Below are 22,526 nucleotides of genomic sequence, written 5' to 3'. Positions count from 1 at the left end.
TACACCATGATTGACCTGAACCAATATGAAATCTTGACTTTTGACTGCTATGGAACCCTGATTGATTGGGAAAAAGGAGTGCTGGACGCGTTGCAACCAGTTTTCTCAAGCCATCAGATTCAACTGAGTGAGAACGAAATCCTTGAGTGGTTCGCTCGCTTTGAATCCGATCTGGAGCAGGGAGAGTACCGCAAGTATAAAGATGTTCTGAGGGGGGTTGTGCAAAAGTTTGGGGATCAGTTTGGATTTACGCCTTCTGCCACAGAGTTGAACGCGCTTGTTGATTCTATCAAGCACTGGCAAGCCTTTCCTGATACAGTTGAAGCCCTCAAGACTCTCAAACAACGATTCAAACTCGCAATCATTTCCAACGTTGATGATGAACTGTTTGCTTTCACGGCAAAACATTTGCAAGTTGAGTTTGATGAAATTGTAACTGCCGAGCAGGTGAAAAGCTACAAGCCTTCAGTGCAAAATTTTCGGGTGGCGCTTGAAAAAATTGGACTACCCTCTGAGAAAGTGCTGCACGTTGCCTGTAGTGTTTACCACGACATTGTTCCGGCAAATTCCTTAGGGTTATCAACGGTTTGGATAAATCGCAGACTAGGTCAAGAAGGTTCAGGAGCTTATCTACCTGCTCAAGGTAAAGCAGATTTGGAACTGCCAGATTTAAAAAGTTTAGCTGCAATTGTTGACTGAACGAATCGCACTATAGATAAGTGCGTCCCCACAACTTCCTCAACAATCAAGTCTAAAATATACATCGATGTTTTGTAAGGGAATGCTCGATGAAAATTCTGGTTGTAGAGGATGATGAACCAACCACTGCAGCTCTTTTAGAAGTGCTAACCGCTCATAACTATGTAGTCAATACGGTGGCTGATGGCCAAGCAGGTCTGCAACTCGTACAAAACTTTGAATATGACCTCATCCTGTTGGATATCATGTTGCCCCGTTTGGACGGCATTAGTATTTGTCGCCAACTGCGTTCTCAGCAGTATCAAATGCCAATCATGCTACTGAGTGCAAAAAATAGCAGCATTGATAAAGTCATGGGGTTAAATGCAGGTGCAGATGATTACATAGTCAAGCCCTTTAATGTGTCAGAACTCATTGCTCGCATTCGCGCCTTATTGCGACGACCGAAAAGTGCCATTCTGGCTCCTGTACTGAGTTGGGAAAACCTGCAACTTGACACTAGCAAAAGTTTAGTCACCTGTGATGGACAGCCCCTACATCTGACAGCAAAAGAATATCAGTTACTAGAGCTTTTTCTACGGAATCCACACCGGATTTTTAGCAAAACTGCTATTTTAGAAAACCTGTGGTCTTATCCAGAATATCCAGGAGAGGATGCTGTTAAAACCCATATTAAGGGACTCCGGCAGAAGTTAAAAGCAGGTGGAGTGAGCGCAGATTTAATTGAAACAGTCTATGGTTTGGGGTATCGGCAATGCCTCCCCGCAGGTGAGCAACCTAGACTTGCAATATCATCTTCACAGTCGGTAGAAACCAACAGGCAACAAGCTGAAACTAAAGTTGTTGCATCGCTCGCTAAACTGTGGGAACGGTACAAGCATAGCTTTATTGATGAAGTGGCAATGCTATCACAGGTCATAACTGTTTTGGAAGCAGGTGTTTTTGAAGCTGAAGTACAGCAAAAAGCAAAGCAGCAAGCCCACAAAATAGTAGGAGCATTGGGGTCTTTCGGTTTTTATGAAGGTTCAAGTTTGGCAAGGGAAATTGAGCAATTGCTTTGCATAACAAATTTAGAACGGGTTGAAATAGAACAATTATCAAAACTGGGGAATTTATTACAACAAGAGCTAGAGAAGCCTCCGGTTTTAACCGCTTCTGCTTCTGTCTATTGTGTGCAACACGGTTTGTTAATGGTAATTGATGATGATGCGGTACTGACAGAGCGAATTAAGCTTGAAGCAACTGTGTGGGGTTTTCAGGTAGAAGTTGCCCAAAATTTGACTGCTGCAAGTGAGGCGATCGCCAGCAATCCTCCTGATGTTATCCTGCTCGACCTGATGTTTGCTGAACCGGCTGAGAGTGGATTGGCTTTCTTAGCCCAACTGAGAAACCAGTACCCGGCAATTCCAGTCATAGTTTTAACAGGACGAAATAGTTTAACTGACAGGTTAGAAGTTGCTCGTTTAGGGGGTCATGCTTTTGTACACAAATCAGTTCCCTCTAGTGAAATACTTAGGGCAGTAACTCAGGTACTCAATCATACTCAAACCGTGCAAGCTAAAGTTATGGTTGTCGATGATGACCCAATAGTGCTAGTGAGTCTGTCTGCATTACTTGAACCGTGGGGGCTTGATGTCATAACCCTTGCAGAGCCACAAAAATTTTGGCAAGTACTGGAAACATCGCTTCCAGACCTACTGATTTTAGATGTAAAACTGCCCGACTTCAACGGGGTTGAACTTTGTCAGATAGTACGCAATGATCCTCAATGGAGTCAACTGCCCGTACTGTTTTTGTCTGCCTGTAATGATGTGGAAACAGTGCATCAGGTATTTACAGCAGGTGCAGATGATTATATCCAAAAGCCGATTGTGGAACCAGAACTGATTGCCCGTGTTTTGAATCGGTTAGAGCGAACCAAAATCCATCGGGATTTAGCAGAAATAGATCAGCTCACTGGTCTTACCAATCGGCGAAAGTCTATCCAACAGCTAACCAATTTGTTATATCTGGCGGAAAGGCATCGTCAACCTTTTTGTTTTATGCTGCTAGATTTAAACAACTTTAAGCAGGTGAATGAGCAATACGGTTATGATTCGGGAGATATGGTTCTTAGCCGATTCGGAAAACTCTTAAAGCAGTCCTTGCAAGGGAGTGATATTTTATCGCGTTGGGGTAGTGAGGAGTTTGTGATTGGCTTATACGGTGTGAAGCAAGAACAAGGCATAAAGTTGCTGATAAGGTTCCTAAACATCTGGAATCAGCAGGGCTTTACTGATGCTAATAATCAGACTTTTTCTGTCAGTTGCAGTGCTGGGGTGGCAGAATACCCGAAGGATGGTGCTGACCTGCAAGCACTTTACCGTGTAGCTTATACTACGGTGAGTGTATTAAACTAAGTACAGTATTTCATTAATTCGTAACGTTTTTAAACGCAGAGGAGCGCTCTCGGTAAACGCAGCGAAAAGTTCTGGAGGAGGTGAGACCAGTGCTGCAGGAGGGTTTCCCGACCTAGGCAACTGGCGTTCGTCGAAGACGTGCCGAAGGCATACCCGAAGGGTTTCCCGACCTAGGAAACTTTTCAAGACAAAGGTACACAGAGTCTTCGTTCAAGTTTTCGCTATCAACTATATGGAATCATGTACTAAGGATATGGGACAAAAGCGAGTACTAACAGGGATAGACAATGGTGCTGTATAATCGCTAACTACTTCAAGAAATTATTTGACTATATGAAGCGCCACCAATGTAAATTTATTTCCACTGGATTCGCGTTTATATTACTAATTCTTTTGGGTGTTGGTTGGGCGTATTATCGTATACAGCAGCTATCGTTTCTGAGTATTGAGCAATCTGCCATTCAATCTCATATCATTTTTATCTTTGCGTTAGTGGCTTTCACCCTAAGTTTTGTACTTTTGTGCTTAATGTACTATCTTTTAAAGTGCCAAATAAGCGGACGTCAGCAAGCACAACAGGCTCTACGGGAGAGTGAGCAGCGTTTTCAGTTTTTAACTGAGGCGACTTTTGAAGGCATTGTGGTTCATTCCATGGGAAAAGTTATTGATGCCAACCAATCGTTTGCTAAGTTGTTCGGCTACGAAACTCACGAAGTTATTGGTATGTCGGCAAAGGATTTTTTAACACCAGAATCGTTAGCACTGGTGATGGAAAAAACTGTGTCTGGATATGAAAAACCATACGAAGTCACTGGTGTAAAGAAAGATGGAACAACTTTCCCGTTAGAAGTGGTTGGGAAAAACAGTATCTATCAGGGGCGTGTGGTACGGGTATCTGCAGGACGTGACATCACAGAGCGCGGGGTATTCCACACCAAAAGCTAGAAAGCATCTTTGGGCGATTCCAGCAAGTCGATGCTTCAGATTCCCGAATTAAGGGAGGAACGGGGTTAGGATTAGCTATTTGCCGGAGTATTGTGCAGCAGCACGGCGGGCAAATCTGGGCTGAAAGCGTTTTAGGACAAGGAAGTATTTTCTACTTTACCTTACCACTTTTACCAAAGTAGAGGTAAAGTATCATGCTGGTCACCAATACTTTAGGAAACTATCTTAAATTATGCCAAAGCGAATTCTACTTATAGATGATGAAGAACGTCTGAGCGAAGTGGTTCAAACTTGTTTAGAAATCATGGCGGGTTGGGAAGTACTAACTGCAGCAACAGCAAAAGAAGGCTTGTTCAAAGCCCAGAAGGAACATCCCGATGCAATTTTATTAGATGTGATGATGCCTGAAATGGATGGTATCACTTTATTTCGTCATTTACAGCAGAACCTTGCAACTCAATCTATTCCAGTCATTTTGCTGACAGCTAAAATGCAACCTGTTGATCAGGCTCAATTTGCTCAACTAGGTGTCGCTGGAGTGATAGCCAAGCCTTTTGACGCTTTGACACTGGCAGATGAAGTGACTAAGCTGCTCAAGCTTAGTTGATAAAATCCTACATTTTCTCTTTGGTTAAGTCTGTTGGAATTATGTAAATCATATAAAAAACTAATAAGAAATAATTTCACTTTTGACAAATATTTAGATTTTTCCTGTATTGATTTGCAAAACTTTACAATGACTTCACTACTTTCTCACTTTTTTTATATAACGTATATAAATGCGTCAGTCCTACATAATTGGGCTAATGATTAAATGTCAAAAATTCAAAAAAAGCAGGTTAAACAATGGAGTTTCTTAAATCAGTTATCAGTTATCAGTTATCAGTCCTGACGGCGTATGGTGGGGGATTTCAACCCGCCACCAACGCCTTCCACCAATAGGTGGGGGACGCGCAACCACTCGTATTTAACTGATAACTGTTTACTGTTCACTGTTCACTGTTAAAAGGTAAGCTATTAAAACTGTTTATGTAACGAGAAATTAATTACTATTTCTCCAAATCTCTTAAGAAAATTAACTATGCAACGCTAAATCAAATCTTTAAACATTTCATGTCGTTCTTGGAATACAGTTTATTGTTGCCTTGCAAACGAATTTCCTTTTTTCAAGTTAATTAGGATTTACATCTTGACATAAATATGATTTTAGGATCTCATTTTTACATACCTTGGTGTTTGTTGTGACTACTACGAAGTATAGACAAATTTGTTGCTTCATTACCTGAAGCAATTTCTTCTGATACACCCCAAGCAAAAGGTTGGGTTGAATTAACTTGATCAACTTTTTGTCGATGGTTAGTCCTAACTTAGGCGCACTTGTATAGCGCGTAGATTCTATGAACTACTTTTATAAGAGATTTTGTTACCTAAACAATCTATGACAGAAAAAACGACGCGGCGCAATTTCTTGTTGACCAGTGTTGCTGTAGCTGGAAGCATTGTAGGAGCTAATGCCTTGCAAACTGATAGTTCCAATGCTGCGACATCACCAGCAACAATGCTAGAGCGAGTGTTGGGACGCACAGGAGTAAAAGTTCCGATTTTCGGGTTGGGATGTGGGAGTACAAAAATGCCACTATCCCAAAAGGGAAAAGAGCGCGAAGCTGTGGCAATTATTGAAAGAGCCTTGGAACTTGGCATCCGTTACTTTGATACTGCTGCTAGTTATGGACCAAGTGAAGATTATTTAGGTAAAGTCTTACCACCCCATCGTTCAAACGTGTTTTTAGCAAGTAAAACTTATGAAAAAAATAGGGATGGTGTATGGCGAGAATTGGAGCGATCGCTCAAACGTCTCAAAACAGATTATCTTGATTTGTGGCAACTGCATAGTATTGCTTTTCCCGAACAACTAAAAACCATTTTTAGTCCCTCTGGTGCAATTAAAGCTCTAGAAGAAATTCAACAGCAGAAACTCGTGCGTTTTGTTGGTATTACAGGACACCGTGAACCAGATGTCATGATTGAAGCGCTGCGTCGTTATTCCTTCCACACGACTTTGATTCCTGTCAATGCGGCAGACAAACACCATCCACGCCCGTACTTCCCTGGAGTTCTAGAAGTTGCTCAGAAACAAAATGTCGGGGTGATTGCAATGAAAGTCCCTGCTTACGGGAAGTTGTTTCAAGCAGGTGGTTTGACAAGTATGCTGCAAGCCTTCAATTACAGCTTGTCCCAGCCTGGGGTTCATTGTTGCATAATTTCTGCTGATAACGTCAAACAACTAGAAGAAAATGCCTGGATAGCAAGTATTTTCAGACAACTGAATGATACGGAACTTGCTGCTATTGAAGAACGCACTGCCAAAATTTGGCAGGACACCACATTCTACCGCTCTTGGGGTTAGTATAGCCGACGTACAGGACGAACTTTCAGTAGTACGGTACTTACAGCACTTTTCAAATTATTAGATCATAAATCGCAGGGTGACATTGCTTACAAAAGCTTATGTGATAGACATTTGAGATATTAGTGGGCAATGCCCACACTACAGAAAACCGCTGTAATGCTCCTTCTTAGATAATCAAAGCGAGTTCAGACATAGTTCAGGCAAGATACCTGTCATACAAGCGCTACCTTTTCACACAAAATCATATAAATACTGAATTTTGGTATGCAATAGTGAAGAATTTTACTTTGAAAATAGCTGTGTGCAGTGTGTTACTGAGTGTGTTGACTGCACAACAAAGTAACGGAAATAGCGTTAATAGTCTACAAAGCATCATGAGCAGCAATGCCAAAGTGGAAAAGCTGTCTGGTGGCTTTAAGTTCACAGAAGGACCAGTTTGGGAGCGACGTGGCTTTCTACTGTTTAGTGATATGGGTGCCAATACGATATATAAATGGACTCCTGCCGGTCAGATTTCTGCATTTCGTCGTCCTGCGGGACATTCCAACGGCAATACACTTGATCAGCAGGGACGCTTAATTACTGCTGAACATGACCGTCGCTTAATACGTACCGAAAAGGACGGTACCATCATGACTTTAGCTGAACGCTACCAGGGCAAGCGGCTGAACAGCCCAAACGACGTCGTGGTCAAGTCAGATGCTAGCATTTACTTCACTGACCCTCCCTATGGCATCGGTAAAGAAAAAGAAGAACTCGGCTTTTATGGAGTTTATAGGCTGTCATCAGATCGAAATCTAACGTTGCTGACCAAGGAGATGGTACGTCCTAACGGACTCGCTTTCTCACCAGATGAGAAAAAACTCTATGTAAGTGATTCGGAAAAGGGACATATCCAAGTCTTCCAGGTTAAGCCAGATGGAACGCTGAGTAAGGGACAGGTCTTTGCAGAGTTACCTGGTCCGAAAGAAAAAGGCGTGCCCGATGGTATGAAAGTGGACGTGTTCGGCAATGTTTACTCTACTGGGTCAGAAGGGGTGTGGGTTTTTTCGCCATCAGGAAAGCTCCTGGGCAAGATTTTCGTGCCAGAGGTGGTAACAAATTTGGCTTGGGGTGATAAGGACTATAAAACTCTTTACATAACTGCAGCCACTGCTATTTACCGCATCCGCCTCAATATTGCAGGGGTGCAACCCGGTCAATCTGTATTTCCTGTACATACAAAATAACTTGTTTGTTCAATGTGTATTCATTGTCGAATATGGCAAAGAATTCTGTTCCCATGAGCCAGAAAAAATATCCAAAAAATCACCTAAAGTTTTTCCAGCGATTTTGGACAGTTGCTCAGATCTACTGGTGTAGTGATGAAAAATGGAGGGCGATTAGTTCTGCTTTGATTCTTTTGGTATTGTTGCAAGTAACCACCCAGCTTAATGTCTTTTCAAACACTCAACAGGGTAATTTTCTTTCCGCTCTCGCGGCGAAAGATGCTCACAGGTTCTGGACAAGTATTGGCATTTTTTTAGGGTTACAAATTATCTTGCTTCCCGTTGGAACTTGCTACAGCTATGTCCGATTTAAACTCATTTTATGTTGGCGATGCTGGTTAACTAATCATTTTATCGGAGAATATTTAAGTAACCGAGCTTTTTATGAACTCAATAACTTTCAAAAAGAGATTGATAACCCAGACCAACGGATATCTGAAGATATCCAAGGCTTTACTGAAGTCTCTTTCTCTATATTTTTGGATATTTTCAATACTTGTGTACAGGTGATTGCTTTTAGTGGGGTTCTCTGGGGAATTTCACCAATTCTCATGATTTTTCTAGTTATTTATGCTGTCACTTGTACTCTCATAGCGATTGGTTTCTTTGGAAAAAAAATAGTTCAAATCAATTTCGAGCAGCAGAAAAAAGAAGGTAACTTCCGTTTCGGTTTAGTCCGCCTCCGAGAAAATGCTGAATCTGTTGCTTTTTATCGCGGAGAAGCACAGGAAACAAACCTGCTGAAATTCCTATTCAATCAAGTGTTTAAAAATTTGAATTATTGGATACTTTGGCAACAAATCTATTTTGGTTCTTTCATTAGATCTTATGAAGTTATTCCTCCTATTTTACCAGCCTTGGTTCTAGCTCCAAAGGTGATTTCTGGTGAGTTTGAAGTTGGTAAAATTGCAGAAGCATCAGGAGCATTTATGGCTCTCAATAGAGCCATGTATCTCATTATCAGGAGGTTTGAAAATTTAACGAGTTTGGGTGCAGGAATTGAGCGTTTGTCTGAATTTTATGATTTTCTCCAACAACCAAAAAGAGAAATTAAGACCGGGGTAACTGAGTATACAACCATTAATACGATTGAAGATAACTGTTTAGCTATCCAAAACTTGACTTTGTATACACCAAACTATCAGAGAACTTTATTTCGTGATATTTCAGCCGAACTGCAACCAGGACAAGGGCTGTTAATTAAAGGGACGAGTGGCTGTGGGAAAAGTTCTCTATTACGGGCGATCGCTGGGCTATGGGATTCTGGTACAGGTACAATTATCCGACCCAAACTAGAGGAAATTCTGTTTTTGCCTCAACGTCCTTATATGGTTTTGGGGACTCTCCGCAATCAGTTAATCTATCCTCAGCTCAATGTGAATATGACTGATGATGAACTTCATCAAATCTTGCAACAGGTCAACCTACCAAATTTAGTTGAAAGATGCGGTGGTTTTGAGGTTGAAAGAGACTGGGCTGATGTACTTTCTTTAGGTGAACAACAGCGTATTGCCTTTGCGCGGCTGCTGATTACTAAGCCAAAATATGTGATTTTGGATGAAGCTACTAGCGCTTTGGATATCAAGAACGAGGAAAACCTTTATCAGCATCTATTAGATACACAAACAACTTTCATGAGTGTCGGTCACCGTCCTACTCTCTTCAAATATCACCAGATAACCTTAGAATTAACATCGCCATAAACCAAATAGAAGTCGATTTTATCTGCTCCACTTATGGCAGGTAATGACTTGCGAAATATGAAACCGGAAATTACTCAAATATTGACCAACAAGGAAGTCATCGCCATAAATCAAGATGCTTTGGCTATACAACAATACGGTTCAGTTAGTGGTGTTTAGTTTTGTTAAGATCCCCCAACCCCCTTAAAAAGGGGGCTTAGTTCCCTCCTTTTTAAGGAGGGCTAGGGAGGATCAATCCTTAACTGAACTGTATTGGCCTATACAAGGTCGTAAAGTCAGGGACGATGGTGAATTTGAAGTTTGGGCAAAACCGCTTGTTGATGGAACTCGTGCCGTTGTACTACTTAATCGTAGTAACGCTCAAGCAAATATATCTGTTTCCTGGACAGAAATCGGATATCCAACAAACCTAACATTTGTAGTCCAAGACCTTTGGCAAAAGAAAAATTTAGGAAAATACAAAGGTCTTTTTGCTGCTAAAGTTCCTTCTCATGGAGTGGTGATGGTCAAAATAAAATCTTAGGAGTATGTGGGTACCATTCCAATACTTTTTGGATAAGCAAGTGATTTCCTCCCTTCAAGTTTAGGAAAAGCTCCCACAGTAGCACAGACACTGTAAATGTTTTAAGTTTTAAAAAAACAACAAGATGAATAAACTTAACCGGACTTTTTTTCATAGGTTTTGGGCGATCGCCCAACTCTACTTGGTAGACGATCAAAATTCCGTTCTACCATTTTTTTAGACCCTGATAATATTCCGGGCTGGTCTAATATAGAACTGCCTGAATTATCGTCCCAGAATTTTTCTGGCTTCTTGTTCAGCATTCTTAGTAATGCGTGGAATTAAAGTATATGTGGTAGTTAAATCCATTTTTTCCCCGACTCGCAGTGTTTTTAGCGTACTGAGGAATTCAAGCTCTACGTAAGCCTTTGGGTCTAAGTTGGTATAAATTTCGGCGCTACTGTTGTTGTCGGGATAACTTGCTCCAGATACTCTTGGTGAGTCAATGCGGACTGCGACTTTTTCACCCATCCATAATAATGTACTAGCATCACAGCCTATTTTATGGGATTTATTGCGATCGCGTGTCAAGGACAATAAGCCGTTGTCTACCTTTAAGTTAGCTGGTAAATCTTCAGATTGCTTGTTATAACCTTCAGGAAAAATGGACGGTTGGGGTAGTGCTGCGTAGACTGCAAGGGGGTCGCGCAACTGTGTAACAATCCATACCGAAACATCTTTTGACTTACCCTTAACTTTTTCGTAAGTAGTAGTTACTTTCATTACAGCTTTTTCTGGTTCAAGTGTAATTTTACGGTAGAACCTAATGCCGTAGAAAGGGTCAATGGCAGAAATCAGCGTCACCTCGCTGCGATTAACTCTTGCTGTAACTGGTATAGAATCAAACGTAGCTGGAGGAGGCCAACCTCGTCCTGTGATTTTTTCCCATTCAGATTGGGGTGCGGGCCACGTTTTATCACCCCCAGCACCAAAGTAACCCCATGCTTCAGATTTGATGTTAGGTGCTTTACCATACACCTGGTCATTTTCCCAGAATGTACTTTCTCCATCTTTGAAGCGAAACTGCATTATCCGTCCTACTGCTGGGACTACAACCGCTTCTACTTGACCATTACTTAAAATATAAGAATCTCGCCAGCCTTGGTAATTGGTTTTGGTAACTGTAATTTTTGTCGGGATACTTGCGGTTACTCCTAAACAACAAGAAACTGTGAGCAAGAATCCCAAACAAAATAATAGCAAGCTTTTGGTCTTCATAGTTTATCCAAAATTTCACTATAAGTTTGCAATTTTAATTCTGCCCCGGTTTGACGCCTGCAATATTCAAGCGAATGCGGTAAATACTCTTTCCTGCCGTAATATAAAGCGTTTTGTAATCTTTATTGCCCCAAGCTAAATTTGTTACTGATTCGGGAACAGGTATTTTGCCCAGAAGTTGACCTGTTGGCGAAAAAAACCATACTCCTCCAGAACCGCTACAGTAGATATTGCCTTTGGCATCCACCTTCATACCATCAGGTACACCTTTATCTGTCGCTCCAGGCAACTCTGCAAACACCCTACTGTTAGCTAATGTCCCATCTGACTGGACATCAAAAACGCGGATATGTAATTTTTCGGAATCACTAACGTATAATTTTTTCTCATCTGGCGAGAAAGCAATTCCATTGGGACGCACCATCTCTTTGTTCAACAATGTTAGGGTTCCATCTGGTTTCCAGCGATAGATACCATAAAACCCAAGTTCTTCCTGTTCCTTTTGAATACCGTACGGTGGGTCAGTAAAATAAATGCTACCATCCGACTTAACTACAACATCATTGGGACTATTGAGGCGTTTTCCCTGGTAGCGTTCAGCCAGGATTGTTATTTTACCGTTTTTTTCTGTACGTGTCAGTTGGCGGTTATGTTGAGCAGTAATTAATCGTCCTTGTCGATCAAAAGTATTACCGTTGGGATTTCCCGCAGGACGACGCAATACAGAAATACCGTTAGTTGTCCATTTATAGATTGTATCGGCGGGGATATCACTGAAGAATAAAAAGCCGCTTGGATTCCAGACTGGTCCTTCTGTAAATTTTAAACCACTAGATAATTTTTCTACTTTAGCGTTACTGTCCATAATGGCTGGTACGTTAGCGGAGGTATTCCCCCAGCTTTGCTGTACCATCAATAAGCTAAGTAATAAATTGCACGCACCTATTCCTAAAGTTTTTTTCACTCTTACCTGCCCAACTGAAGCGAAAATTCCATTTGTTAACATTAATACTACGCTGATACCGCATTTTCTTTAAAAATATCCGGAAAAGCAAGATTGATTACATAGTTCATAATTTCTGCATTATCTTCTACGCCATCAACCGATTCAGCATTGATATATCCGTAACACGTCAAGATTAATTTTTTGGTGTTGGAACAAGTTTTCTCACTTTACCATCACTCTTAGATGTAACATATATTTCTCCTTCTTCATCTATCCCAAACCGGACATCAGAACGTTTGCTACCAATAATTTCCAGAAAAGTAGCTTCTTTTTTGCCATCAAATAGTCTCAATTCTTTTATCTTTGCCTGTTTTCCGTTCACAAGTTCATCTACAGGTACATGAAAAAAACGCGCATCACTGCCAAAATCAGCAAAAATATATTGACCGATTAATTCGGGAATCGCTTTACCCCGATAAACATAACCACCTGTAATTGCAATTCCATAAAAACCTGGATAGTCCTTTGGTACATGATGGTTATATTGAGCAACAGGGTAGGTATAACCATACTTGGCATCATCTTTAGGTAAAGCAAACAGAACATTCTCATTTCTTTCATCTATTACCCAAGTCCCTTCCCGGTTCCCCCATCCATAATTAGCCCCTTTGATACCAAGATTTACTTCTTCTATAAAAGCCTGACCAGTATCAACAATCAACATTTTGCGATCGCCACCCATATCCCAACTAAAACGATGGGGATTACGAAACCCATAAGCCCAAATTTCCCCTAATATTTTTGAATTCCTATCATTAGCAAAAGGATTATCCCCAGGAATGCCATACTTGCCATTGGCACTATTGTTACCAAAAGGATCTATCCGCAGAATTTTACCTAAAGGTGTACTCAGATCCTGTCCATTATCGAGGGGATCTGTATCACTGACAGGAAAGCCGTTACTACCCCCATCAGCCAACGCAATATACAACATCCCATAATCAGCATCTCCAGGTTTAGCATTAGGATTAAAGCCTAATTGTCCTGTATTATGGTCTTCGTAGGGCTGTTCAATACGCATTATTTCCCGAAATCTTCCGGTAAAAGTATTTGCTGTAGGGTTAGCAGCTTTCCACTCCCGAATTACATCGTGGTGAGAACTTTCTATAGTATTACCTTTGTTATCAGTAATCCTTTTGTTAACAGGAAAATCGGGAATGCGATTATTTTTCTCTTCACTATGTACCGTGTAGAAAATTCCATTTTTAGCAAATTCTGGGTGAAAAGCAAAATAGGAAAAACCCTGTTGTGAAGTGTCATAGCTAAACCCGGAACATACTATTTTTTGAAAATTCATGTATAAAGAAGCTTGACCATTAATAATCACATAAAACTTACCTCGCATATCATTAACAAATAACCTGCCACTACCGTCACCTGCATGGGTTAAAAAATTCAATCGTGCTACTTTTTCTCGCCCAGTTCCGCTTTTGGGAATTTGTACAATTTCTTGCAGCCCTACAGCTAGTTTTGATTTTTCTATTTTTTCAGGAATCGGGTCAGTTATTTGGGCAAAAGAAATACTAGAAAAAGCTAAAATTGAAATAATAACTAAGGAAATACAAAAAATAACGTATAACTTTTTCATTCACCTGGAAATGCTAATGTCAAAACCATAACTACGTGCAAGAGGAATTAATCGTTCAATATCATCGTGCTTGTTCAGCAGATTTAGTTTCAAAGCCCTCTGACATCAACCTGACTCCTGAAGATTTTTCATAACAGCATTCAAGTCATCTCATTGATCTTGCTTTCTCGTCAAGTACATTTTTTCCCTGGCGTTTATGCTTATTGTCTTTCATTTGTCAAGTCAAGTTTCTACTAAATTAGATGAGCTTACCCTGGCTGGTGGTGCTGGTTTGCCTGTAGTAAGTTTACAATCACGGGAACATATGAGAAAATTTCATCGAAATAACATTGCTTTCATCACTGCATCCTTTACGAAGGGGTAATTGGTGCGAGCAGGAGCATACTATGCACTGGAGCTTTCATAGACTACCTTGAAAGAATGTCAATGATCCTATGACGCGCTGGGTAGTAGAAAAACTGCTTTCACATAGTGGCAACAATTTAAATTAAAAAGGCAAAAACACATCTTCAATATCTCGCTTGGCTGAAGAAAATTTTGCTGTCCGTATGTGTCTTGTCCACGTCAGCTTTTGATTAAGCAAGATTTTGAGTTAGGGCGATCGCTCCACATCAGTAAAGTTACCTTGAAAAAGATAATCACATCCCACCAAGGTTACAGGTTTCTGTACAAAGGCAATGCCAATGTCTTGCTTAATCTTCACACTCTCCTGGTTGTACTTCTTTGCTTTTTCTAAATCTCCCAAGCACAAGTAAGCCTCTGCTAAAGATTGCAGACAACTAGCTTCCCCCTGGCGATAGCTTAACTGACGAGCGCTGTACCAACCCTCTCGGTAAATCCAAATTGCATCCTTGATCCAGCCTTGAGACAGATAAAAGTCTCCTATTCCCCTTAGATTTTGGACTTGTAACTCGCCAGCACCTATTTCCTTGGCGATTGCCCAACTTTGCTTGTAGCACTTTTCTGCTTGAGATATGTTGTTCATAGCCTGATAGTTATTTCCCTGCTCGTGTAAAGCATGAGCCTCCAAAGAGCGCAATAATAGCTCTCGTGCAATGACCAAACGCCGCTCAGTTAATTCTATGGCTTGAGCATATTGGCTCATGAAATAGTAAGACGCTCGCATTTGATAAAGAACCATCGCCTCGCTAAGAAGGGCGCCTGTTGCTAGGAATATGGCTTGAGCCTGCTTGTAATACTTGATTGCTTGATAAAAAGCATCTTGGTGATAGAAAGTGTCTCCTATAAGTGCAAGGGCATTCCCTTCCCCTGAGCGGTCACTGACTATCCTGAAAATGTCTAAAGCTTGTTCATAAAACTCTCTCGCCTTGGAGAACTCACGCATATCTAAACAAACATTTCCAATGACAAATTCTGATGATATTCCTTGTAAAGGTTTATCGGTATACAGCCCCAACAACTGACGAATGAGTTCCATGAAATTATTAGAAAAGTGGCAGTCTCTTCTTAGCACTGTCAGAACAGATGCACTCTGTAGGGTTGTCTGGATCAAATCCGTATTTACTAGACTTTGGTTACATTTCAAAATTTCACATCTTGCGGCTTTAGAATTCATCAGCAGCACTACTATCAGTTCAAGATAGGATTGGCAGCGTTTTTGATTCATAGTACTCATCCATAGCTTACAGCTAACTTCTCACACATAAAATTTTTCTTAATTTGCGATGTAATATTACTTAGTAGTGAATAATTCACTGAGTTATTCAGACTGTATACCCTTAGTGAACGAGAAAGGAGAAGTATCACCACCGGTAATTGGTGATATTTGGCAAGCAGTGGTCCACGATTTATCTTCAAGATTATTGGAAAAAAGTGAGTAACTTGGGAGCATCTTGTAAATAAATGTAAAGTATACCTAAGTTTAAATACTTCCAAATTCTTTATGGGCGTGACAGGTAATCCACCGACTTTAGCTATTTCTTGCGGTTCGCGGCGCGGCGCTGACAAAAAGGATACTTTGGTGAATGCAGAGTCGTCGGGAGAACTGGTGGTTAACGTAGTTGTCGAAGAAATAGAGGAGCAAATGAACATCACCAGTGCCGATTTTCCGCCAGAGGTGAACGAGTTTCAAGAAGCGGGATCGACTCCCGTTCCCTCCATGAAACTACGTGCGGCGCGAGTTGCTGAGTCACAAATTCATATTGAGTGTCAGCTTAAACAAGTGATTGATGTAGAAAACGAGAGCAGCCCATCTGGTTTAATTATTCCTCTCGGCATTGCTGTGGCACATATGCGACGATTTACTCACACCGCAAAACACGATAGATCTATCGAAGCTCCATGCGATCGCTCGCCTTTGTGGAAACTGATATACTCGCACAAGAGATTTATACGAGCTTGCTCGCCCGACTTATCAGTCTCCAAAAACCTGAGAGATAGCGTCTTTTGCCAAAAAATTTGACATTGGGCAACAAGAGTTTATCAAGACAAAGCATTGCCAGTATAAATAGCTCGCTTCTGCAACCATCTGAGAAACAATAGAGTTTATCTTAGTCTTTATTGAGTAGAGGAGAAAATTTGTCAATGTTGAAGCGTAAATGGCGGTTGTTACTGCTAGCTACTTTACCTCTAGTCTTTTCACTGAATGCTTGCGCTGGACAATCAGGAGGAAGTAGTGGAAGTCGGTTGGATACAATCAAAAGCCGTGGCAAGGTTATCTGCGGTGTCAGTGGACAATTACCAGGATTTAGCTATGTTAAGCCTAACGGTGAATATGCAGGGTTAGATGTGGATGTTTGCCGTGCGATCGCCGCAGCACTCTTTGATGATCCCAAGAAAGTAGAGTTCCGCAACTTAAACGCCAAAGAACGCTTTACAGCGGTCCAGACTGGCGAAGTAGACATCCTCAGCCGGAATACCACTTGGACAATTAGCCGAGATACCTCTGTGGGTCTGGAGTTTGCTCCTGTGGTATTTTACGACGGTCAAGGCATAATGGTGAAAAAAAGTAGCAATATCAAAAAGCTGGAAGACCTCAAAGGCAAATCCATTTGCACCCAGACAGGAACCACCAACGAACAAAACCTATCAGACCAAATGCGGCAGCGGGGTATTGAGTACAAGCCTCTCGTCTTTGAAGATGTTAACACTACCTTCACTACCTACCAGCAAGGTCGCTGTGAAGCCGTAACCTCAGACCGTTCTCAATTAGTTTCCCGGCGCACCACCCTACCTAAACCAGATGAGCATCTTGTTTTCGATGTCGTGTTGTCGAAAGAACCCCTAGCACCAGCTGTTGCCAATGGGGATTCTAAATGGTTTGATGTGGTGAAATGGACTGTATTTGCTCTAATTAATGCCGAGGAACTGGGAGTTAATTCCCAAAATGTTACCCAATTAGCCAGCAGTCCGAACCCTGAAGTGAAGCGCTTATTAGGTACAGAAGGCGACCTTGGAAAAGGCATCGGTTTGACAAACGACTTCGTATCTCGCATTATTAAACACGTAGGCAATTATGGTGAAGTTTACGAACGGAATTTAGGGAAAAATTCTGAATTGAAACTGGATAGAGGTCCAAACAAGCTTTGGAATAAAGGTGGTATTCTTTATGCTCCCCCCTTCCGATAAACAAGTCAAAAGCTAAAAGTATTTGACTAATGACTCATAATTAAGGACTAAAGACTTCCATTTAATTCCCTTATAAGCAGCAGTTAGGATGTTCATTAGCAGTCAGTTTTTGAATGAGCGAATTTTGCATTGCCTATGACTCCCATTTGGCGCAACCGACGGTTTTTTCCTGTTGTCGGTCAGTTAATAGCTGTGTTCATAGTTGCTACTTTAGTAGGGATACTATGGCACAACCTGACCTACAATTTACAGCGACTCGGAATCCAACTGGGATTTGATTTTCTACAATCCCAAGCATCGTTCAACATTGGCGAAACTCCAATTTCTTACCAGCCCTCTGACCCCTATAGCCGCGCTTTATTAGTTGGGCTAGTGAACTCCCTAAGAGTCACAGTTTTTGGCATCATTCTGGCAACAATTGTTGGCATAATCGTGGGAGTGGCGCGGCTATCAGATAACTGGTTAGTGCGTCAGCTAGCTCTAGTGTATGTAGAAACCTTACGCAACACACCCTTACTTCTGCAATTGTTCTTTTGGTACTTCGCCGTTTTCCTAAGTCTGCCAAAAACAGAAAATCAAATTTCTCTGCTTGGGTTTATAAATATTAACAACCGGGGGGTCACCCTTCCTTTTGGAATACAATTTTCCCCCGAATTATCAACACTCATTCTGGGATTAACGCTGTACTCTGGTGCCTTCATTGCCGAAATTGTCAGAGCTGGGATTTTATCAGTACCTAAAGGACAATGGGAAGCAGCACGAGCAATAGGTCTAAAGCCTGGGTTAGTATTGCGGCTAGTGATTTTCCCCCAAGCTTTGCGGCTGATTATTCCGCCACTGACAAGTCAATATCTTAATATAGCCAAGAATTCTAGTTTAGCAATTGCGATTGGCTACCCCGATATTTACCTTGTTGCCTCCACCACTTTTAACCAAACAGGGCGAGCCGTAGAAGTTATGCTGTTAATTATGGTTACTTATTTAACCATCAGCCTAACCGTCTCCTTAGTAATGAATTTATTAAACCGTAGCGTGCAACTTAAGGAGAGATGAGTTTTCTTAAAAGTCAAAAACCAACTATTTTACAATGGCTACATAAAAATCTGTTTAACAACTGGTACAACAGCATTCTCACAGTTCTTTGCCTGTGTTTGCTGTTTTTTGGTATCAAAGGTATCTTGACTTGGGTCTTGACTCAAGCAAAATGGCAAGTCATCAAAGCTAACTTCTCTTTATTTTTTGTTGGTCGTTTCCCGCAGGAACTTTATTGGCGACTGTGGCTTGCACTCTTGATTATCCTCGGTCTCGGTGGCTTGTCCTGGGGAACTCTCACGAAACGCTTACCCGGTAGGGTCAACAGTTGGCTACCCTTTGGGTGGGCGCTTTCCTTCCCAATCATCCTGTGGCTTATTGGCGGTGGCTTTGGACTGCAACCCGTAGAAAGCGGTTTGTGGAATGGTTTGCTGCTCACTTTGGTGACGGCGCTGGTTAGTATTCTTCTCTCTTTTCCTTTGGGTGTCTTACTAGCGTTGGGGCGTCAGAGTCAGCTGCCTTTTGTGCGTTGGTTTAGTATCCTTTATATTGAAATTATCCGGGGACTACCACTGATTGGGATTTTGTTCTTTGCTCAAGTGATGATACCCTTGTTCCTGCCACCAGAAATCCGTTTAGACAGAGTTTTGCGGGGAATTGCTGGTTTAATTCTATTTAGTGCCGCTTATTTAGCAGAAAATGTACGTGGTGGTCTTCAATCAATTCCACGCGGACAACTCGAAGCCGCTAAAGCACTAGGATTTAATACTCCCCTAACAATGCTACTTATAGTTCTTCCGCAGGCGTTGCGTGCTGTTATCCCACCCCTCGTTGGTCAATTTATCGGTCTATTTAAAGACACTTCCCTGTTAGCAATTGTTGGATTATTGGAATTAACAGGAATTTCTCGCTCTATCTTGGCTCAACCTCAATTTCTTGACCGTTATGCAGAAGTCTATTTATTTATTGGACTCATTTATTGGGTTTTTTGTTACTCCATGTCCCTAGCTTCTCAACGTTTAGAAAAGCAATTGGGTGTTGGTCAACGGTGATGGAAGATGAGGGGAAACTACTTGCAATCAGGACGGCAACTGGTCATCAGCAATGAGCGAGAATCGGATATCAATGGACTAATCGGAATTTCAACGCAGCGCTAGAAAAATTTTATTTAACCTCTGAGAAAAGTCAAGAGTAATGAAAATAAAACTACAGATAGACACAGATGGACACAGATAATTAACTAGTGTTAATCTGTGTCCATCTGTGGTTCTAAATATCCTGAAATCATACTTTTGTAAAATCACTATTAAATCATGACTCAACAGCCTATTATTGTTGCTCAAGATGTTCACAAGTGGTACGGAAAATTCCAAGTTCTCCAAGGTGTTAGCCTGACAGTAAATCGGGGAGAAGTGGTGGTGTTGATGGGACCTTCGGGTTCAGGAAAATCAACTTTTATTCGTACCTTTAATGCTTTAGAAGAATATCAACAAGGACGAATTGAAATTGACGGTATCGCTCTTACCGATGATATGCGAAATATTGAGACAATTCGGCGAGAAGTAGGGATGGTGTTTCAGCAGTTCAATTTGTTTCCTCACTTAAGTGTGGTGCAAAATATCTCTTTAGCACCAACCTGGGTGCGGAAGTGGACGAAAGTCAAAGCAGAAGAAGTGGCGATGCAGTTGCTGGAACGAGTGGGTATTTTGGAACAAGCACACAAATATCCAGGACAATTGTCGGGTGGACAGCAGCAACGAGTGGCGATCGCCAGAGCATTAGCTATGCAGCCCAAAATTATGCTTTTTGATGAACCCACTTCCGCTTTAGATCCAGAGATGGTGCGAGAGGTTTTGGACGTGATCAAAACCCTCGCCGCTGATGGTATGACAATGGTAGTCGTCACCCATGAAGTCGGATTTGCTCGCGAAGTCGCTGACCGCGTGATTTTGATGGATAGTGGTACGATTGTAGAGGAAGCTACGCCAAGTGCCTTTTTTCAAAACCCCAAGCACGATCGCACTCGCAAGTTCTTATCTCAGATTCTCTAGCCAAACGTAAATAATATTATTGGGACACGATTCGGTGCGAAAAACGCAACCTCAACAGGCGTAGCAAACGCAACCAGCCTTGAGCTGGCTGTTCAAAGAATGTGAAAATATCGCCGTAACCCTGGTTCGTTTTTTGATGATGCTGCCAATGTTTTTCTGGAGTTGTGATGAATAGAATCTGACACAAAAGATCCACTGACTTGGGAGTTTGCCAATCCAAGATGCTCGTATGTCTCCACCATACATGAAACTGACCAAACAGTAGCCCACACAAAACGCCTATGGGGGAAAAGTACCATAGAAATGCTGCTACCAGTAAATAAGGCAAAGCACCCAGAATACCATCTAGAAGAACCTGGAGATTGAGCGTCAGAATAGCGTAATGGCGAAAGTTCTTCTTGTAGGAATGGTGAGTTTGCACATGAAGATGACCAAAAACATGCTCAGGTACGTGATAGCAAAAAGTAGAAAGGAAGTCGCCAACAACAAGAAGTATCCAAGCACACGCGATCGCCTTAAACATTTTTACTCCTCAAGTTCAGTAGAAACCACCACACAAAAAAGAATCCAAATCCGTATGCTGTAGGCGTTCCCATAGACATGCTGTGCACCGCTTGCCGCAGGTTACAAAGCATACAAAGCGATAGGACTGTCAAGCATTTTGCAAGGATTCTCGCTTTCGGCTGAGATTCTTAGATTTTGTTGGTTTTGCTTTGAATGACAGTTTTAGAATGATTTATTTTCTAGAACCAACGGCATTACGAGTTGTTAGGCAAAGCAAAGTAGCATTTGACTAGCAATTTTAGAGAGTTTTGACTGTTTTCAGCTATTGACATAATTGCATATTTCTAAAAATCTATCAAGTTACCGTAGTTTAGTACAATGATTTCTAGAGACTTTAGATAAGGTAAGATAGAAACAGCAAAAGTTGAATTAAAATTTGTACAAGTTTAGGTTAAGGTTCTCCTTAACTGTTTCCAGGACAATCCCCAGCAGAATCCTAGGATGGAAATCTTGCAAATTAAAAATGATAAATTTTCAGTCTTTCCAATCATTGACATCAGTGCGCTGGTGTCTGGAACTGGCGTTAGCGAAGCTCCTCCAAAGGAGGCTCGCCACCAGGTAGCCACTGAAATTGGACAAGCGTGTCGCGAGTATGGATTCTTCTACATTGTGGGACACGGGGTGGACGAAGCATTGCAGCAGAGGTTGGAAAAGCTTAGTCGGCAGTTTTTTGCCCAAGATTTGCAAACCAAGCTTAAAATCCGTATGGCTTTGGGAGGTAGAGCATGGCGGGGATACTTCCCAGTTGGGGGTGAACTCACCTCAGGAAAACCTGACTTGAAAGAAGGTATTTACTTTGGGGCTGAGTTAGGAGAGGAGCACCCGCTTGTAAAAGCAGATACCCCCATGCACGGTTCTAACCTCTTTCCATCGAACATTGGGCTATTTCGGGAGACAGTCATAGAGTATATGGCAGCAATGACCCAGCTGGGTCATTCGCTAATGGCTGCCATTTCTTTGAGCCTTGGACTAGAGGAGTCCTACTTTGCTGAGCGTTACACATCAGATCCGCTTATATTATTCCGCATCTTCAATTACCCCCCTAATCCATCACCCTCTGACAGTGAAAAGAGGTGGGGTGTAGGCGAACATACAGATTACGGCGTTCTGACGATTTTAAAGCAGGACGACTTAGGCGGATTGCAGATAAAGTCGAAATCGGGCTGGATAGATGCGCCCCCTGTTCCAAATTCTTTTGTATGCAATATCGGCGATATGCTAGACCGCATGACGCGAGGACTATATCGCTCCACACCTCATCGCGTTCAAAATAAGTCGGGAAGAAACCGCCTTTCTTTCCCATTCTTCTTCGATCCCAACTTCAACGTCGAAGTGAAGCCAATTGAACTGGACAGCGTGGGGGTAGTGCCTGATAACAAAGAGGAACGCTGGGATCGGGCTAGTGTTCACGAATTTCGTGGAACGTATGGTGATTACGTATTGAGCAAGGTATCTAAAGTTTTCCCACAGTTGCGTCAAGCGGTTTTTTGACG

Annotated in this window: 20 protein-coding genes and 1 pseudogene; 16 read left to right on the top strand and 5 right to left on the bottom strand. The window is 41.7% G+C overall.

The window, feature by feature from the left end; genetic code table 11:
* Positions 1–6: 6 nt before the first annotated feature.
* From V5G28_RS11160 to V5G28_RS36645, 10 genes and pseudogenes are all read left to right on the top strand, one after another.
* Positions 7–699 carry a haloacid dehalogenase type II gene (locus tag V5G28_RS11160; protein ID WP_332987461.1) on the top strand — a complete coding sequence of 231 codons (693 nt, stop codon included), beginning with the start codon at positions 7–9 and terminating at the stop codon, positions 697–699.
* 89 nt (positions 700–788) lie between these two features.
* Positions 789–3,098, top strand: coding sequence for a response regulator (locus tag V5G28_RS11155; RefSeq protein WP_336230394.1), 2,310 nt, complete (start codon positions 789–791; stop codon positions 3,096–3,098).
* A 333-nt stretch (positions 3,099–3,431) separates the two neighbouring features.
* Positions 3,432–4,043 carry a PAS domain-containing protein gene (locus tag V5G28_RS11150; RefSeq protein WP_332987459.1) on the top strand — a complete coding sequence of 204 codons (612 nt, stop codon included), beginning with the start codon at positions 3,432–3,434 and terminating at the stop codon, positions 4,041–4,043.
* A pseudogene (locus V5G28_RS11145) lies at positions 4,013–4,225 on the top strand (sensor histidine kinase); the annotation flags it as partial. The gene V5G28_RS11150 and the pseudogene V5G28_RS11145, both read left to right, overlap by 31 nt.
* Positions 4,226–4,275: 50 nt before the next feature.
* Positions 4,276–4,650, top strand: a complete 375-nt coding sequence (locus V5G28_RS11140; RefSeq protein WP_332987458.1) for a response regulator — start codon at positions 4,276–4,278, stop codon at positions 4,648–4,650.
* A gap of 831 nt (positions 4,651–5,481) precedes the next feature.
* Positions 5,482–6,450, top strand: a complete 969-nt coding sequence (locus V5G28_RS11135) for an aldo/keto reductase (RefSeq protein ID WP_332987457.1) — start codon at positions 5,482–5,484, stop codon at positions 6,448–6,450.
* 377 nt (positions 6,451–6,827) lie between these two features.
* Positions 6,828–7,682, top strand: coding sequence for an SMP-30/gluconolactonase/LRE family protein (locus V5G28_RS11130; RefSeq protein ID WP_332987456.1), 855 nt, complete (start codon positions 6,828–6,830; stop codon positions 7,680–7,682).
* Between the two features lie 32 nt (positions 7,683–7,714).
* Positions 7,715–9,424, top strand: coding sequence for an ABC transporter ATP-binding protein/permease (locus tag V5G28_RS11125; protein ID WP_332987455.1), 1,710 nt, complete (start codon positions 7,715–7,717; stop codon positions 9,422–9,424).
* Positions 9,425–9,439: 15 nt separating this feature from the next.
* Positions 9,440–9,583, top strand: coding sequence for a hypothetical protein (locus V5G28_RS11120; protein WP_332987491.1), 144 nt, complete (start codon positions 9,440–9,442; stop codon positions 9,581–9,583).
* An 88-nt stretch (positions 9,584–9,671) separates the two neighbouring features.
* Complete coding sequence (locus tag V5G28_RS36645) at positions 9,672–9,947, top strand: glycoside hydrolase family 30 beta sandwich domain-containing protein (protein ID WP_442994247.1); 276 nt, start codon at positions 9,672–9,674, stop codon at positions 9,945–9,947.
* A 264-nt stretch (positions 9,948–10,211) separates the two neighbouring features.
* Here V5G28_RS36645 and V5G28_RS11110 read toward each other — a convergent pair whose 3' ends face one another.
* The 4 genes from V5G28_RS11110 to V5G28_RS11095 all read right to left on the bottom strand — a co-directional run bounded on the left by V5G28_RS11110 (position 10,212) and on the right by V5G28_RS11095 (position 15,425).
* Positions 10,212–11,204, bottom strand: coding sequence for a hypothetical protein (locus V5G28_RS11110; RefSeq protein ID WP_332987453.1), 993 nt, complete (start codon positions 11,202–11,204; stop codon positions 10,212–10,214).
* Between the two features lie 34 nt (positions 11,205–11,238).
* A complete protein-coding gene (locus V5G28_RS11105) occupies positions 11,239–12,168 on the bottom strand; it encodes an SMP-30/gluconolactonase/LRE family protein (RefSeq protein WP_332987452.1) in 930 nt (309 codons plus the stop codon).
* Between the two features lie 175 nt (positions 12,169–12,343).
* Entirely contained in the window at positions 12,344–13,798 is a 1,455-nt protein-coding gene (locus V5G28_RS11100) for a PQQ-dependent sugar dehydrogenase (RefSeq protein ID WP_332987451.1), read from the bottom strand.
* 592 nt (positions 13,799–14,390) lie between these two features.
* The gene (locus V5G28_RS11095; protein WP_332987450.1) at positions 14,391–15,425 is read right to left on the bottom strand and encodes a tetratricopeptide repeat protein; all 1,035 of its coding nucleotides are present in this window, start codon (positions 15,423–15,425) and stop codon (positions 14,391–14,393) included.
* 276 nt (positions 15,426–15,701) lie between these two features.
* Between V5G28_RS11095 and V5G28_RS11090 the strand changes: the two genes are divergently transcribed.
* From V5G28_RS11090 to V5G28_RS11070, 5 genes are all read left to right on the top strand, one after another.
* Positions 15,702–16,220: a flavin reductase gene (locus V5G28_RS11090; protein ID WP_332987449.1), complete on the top strand. Its 519-nt coding sequence runs from the start codon at positions 15,702–15,704 to the stop codon at positions 16,218–16,220.
* Positions 16,221–16,342: 122 nt separating this feature from the next.
* Complete coding sequence (locus tag V5G28_RS11085; protein WP_332987448.1) at positions 16,343–17,386, top strand: amino acid ABC transporter substrate-binding protein; 1,044 nt, start codon at positions 16,343–16,345, stop codon at positions 17,384–17,386.
* A 135-nt stretch (positions 17,387–17,521) separates the two neighbouring features.
* Complete coding sequence (locus V5G28_RS11080; RefSeq protein ID WP_332987447.1) at positions 17,522–18,439, top strand: amino acid ABC transporter permease; 918 nt, start codon at positions 17,522–17,524, stop codon at positions 18,437–18,439.
* Positions 18,436–19,470, top strand: a complete 1,035-nt coding sequence (locus V5G28_RS11075; RefSeq protein WP_332987446.1) for an amino acid ABC transporter permease — start codon at positions 18,436–18,438, stop codon at positions 19,468–19,470. The genes V5G28_RS11080 and V5G28_RS11075 overlap by 4 nt, the downstream gene beginning before the upstream one ends.
* Positions 19,471–19,728: 258 nt before the next feature.
* Positions 19,729–20,469, top strand: coding sequence for an amino acid ABC transporter ATP-binding protein (locus V5G28_RS11070; protein WP_332987490.1), 741 nt, complete (start codon positions 19,729–19,731; stop codon positions 20,467–20,469).
* A 16-nt stretch (positions 20,470–20,485) separates the two neighbouring features.
* Here V5G28_RS11070 and V5G28_RS11065 read toward each other — a convergent pair whose 3' ends face one another.
* On the bottom strand, positions 20,486–20,992 hold the full coding sequence (locus V5G28_RS11065) for a sterol desaturase family protein (protein WP_096561316.1): 507 nt from the start codon (positions 20,990–20,992) through the stop codon (positions 20,486–20,488).
* Positions 20,993–21,474: 482 nt separating this feature from the next.
* Here V5G28_RS11065 and V5G28_RS11060 point away from each other — a divergent pair, with 482 nt between their 5' ends.
* Entirely contained in the window at positions 21,475–22,524 is a 1,050-nt protein-coding gene (locus V5G28_RS11060; protein ID WP_332987445.1) for an isopenicillin N synthase family dioxygenase, read from the top strand.
* Positions 22,525–22,526: the final 2 nt, after the last annotated feature.

The sequence above is a fragment of the Scytonema sp. PRP1 genome (assembly GCF_036697665.2).
In the GTDB taxonomy this organism is placed as follows: domain Bacteria; phylum Cyanobacteriota; class Cyanobacteriia; order Cyanobacteriales; family Nostocaceae; genus Kalymmatonema; species Kalymmatonema gypsitolerans.
Note: the sequence above shows the minus strand (reverse complement) of the source record. Positions and strands in the feature narration are given on the sequence as shown.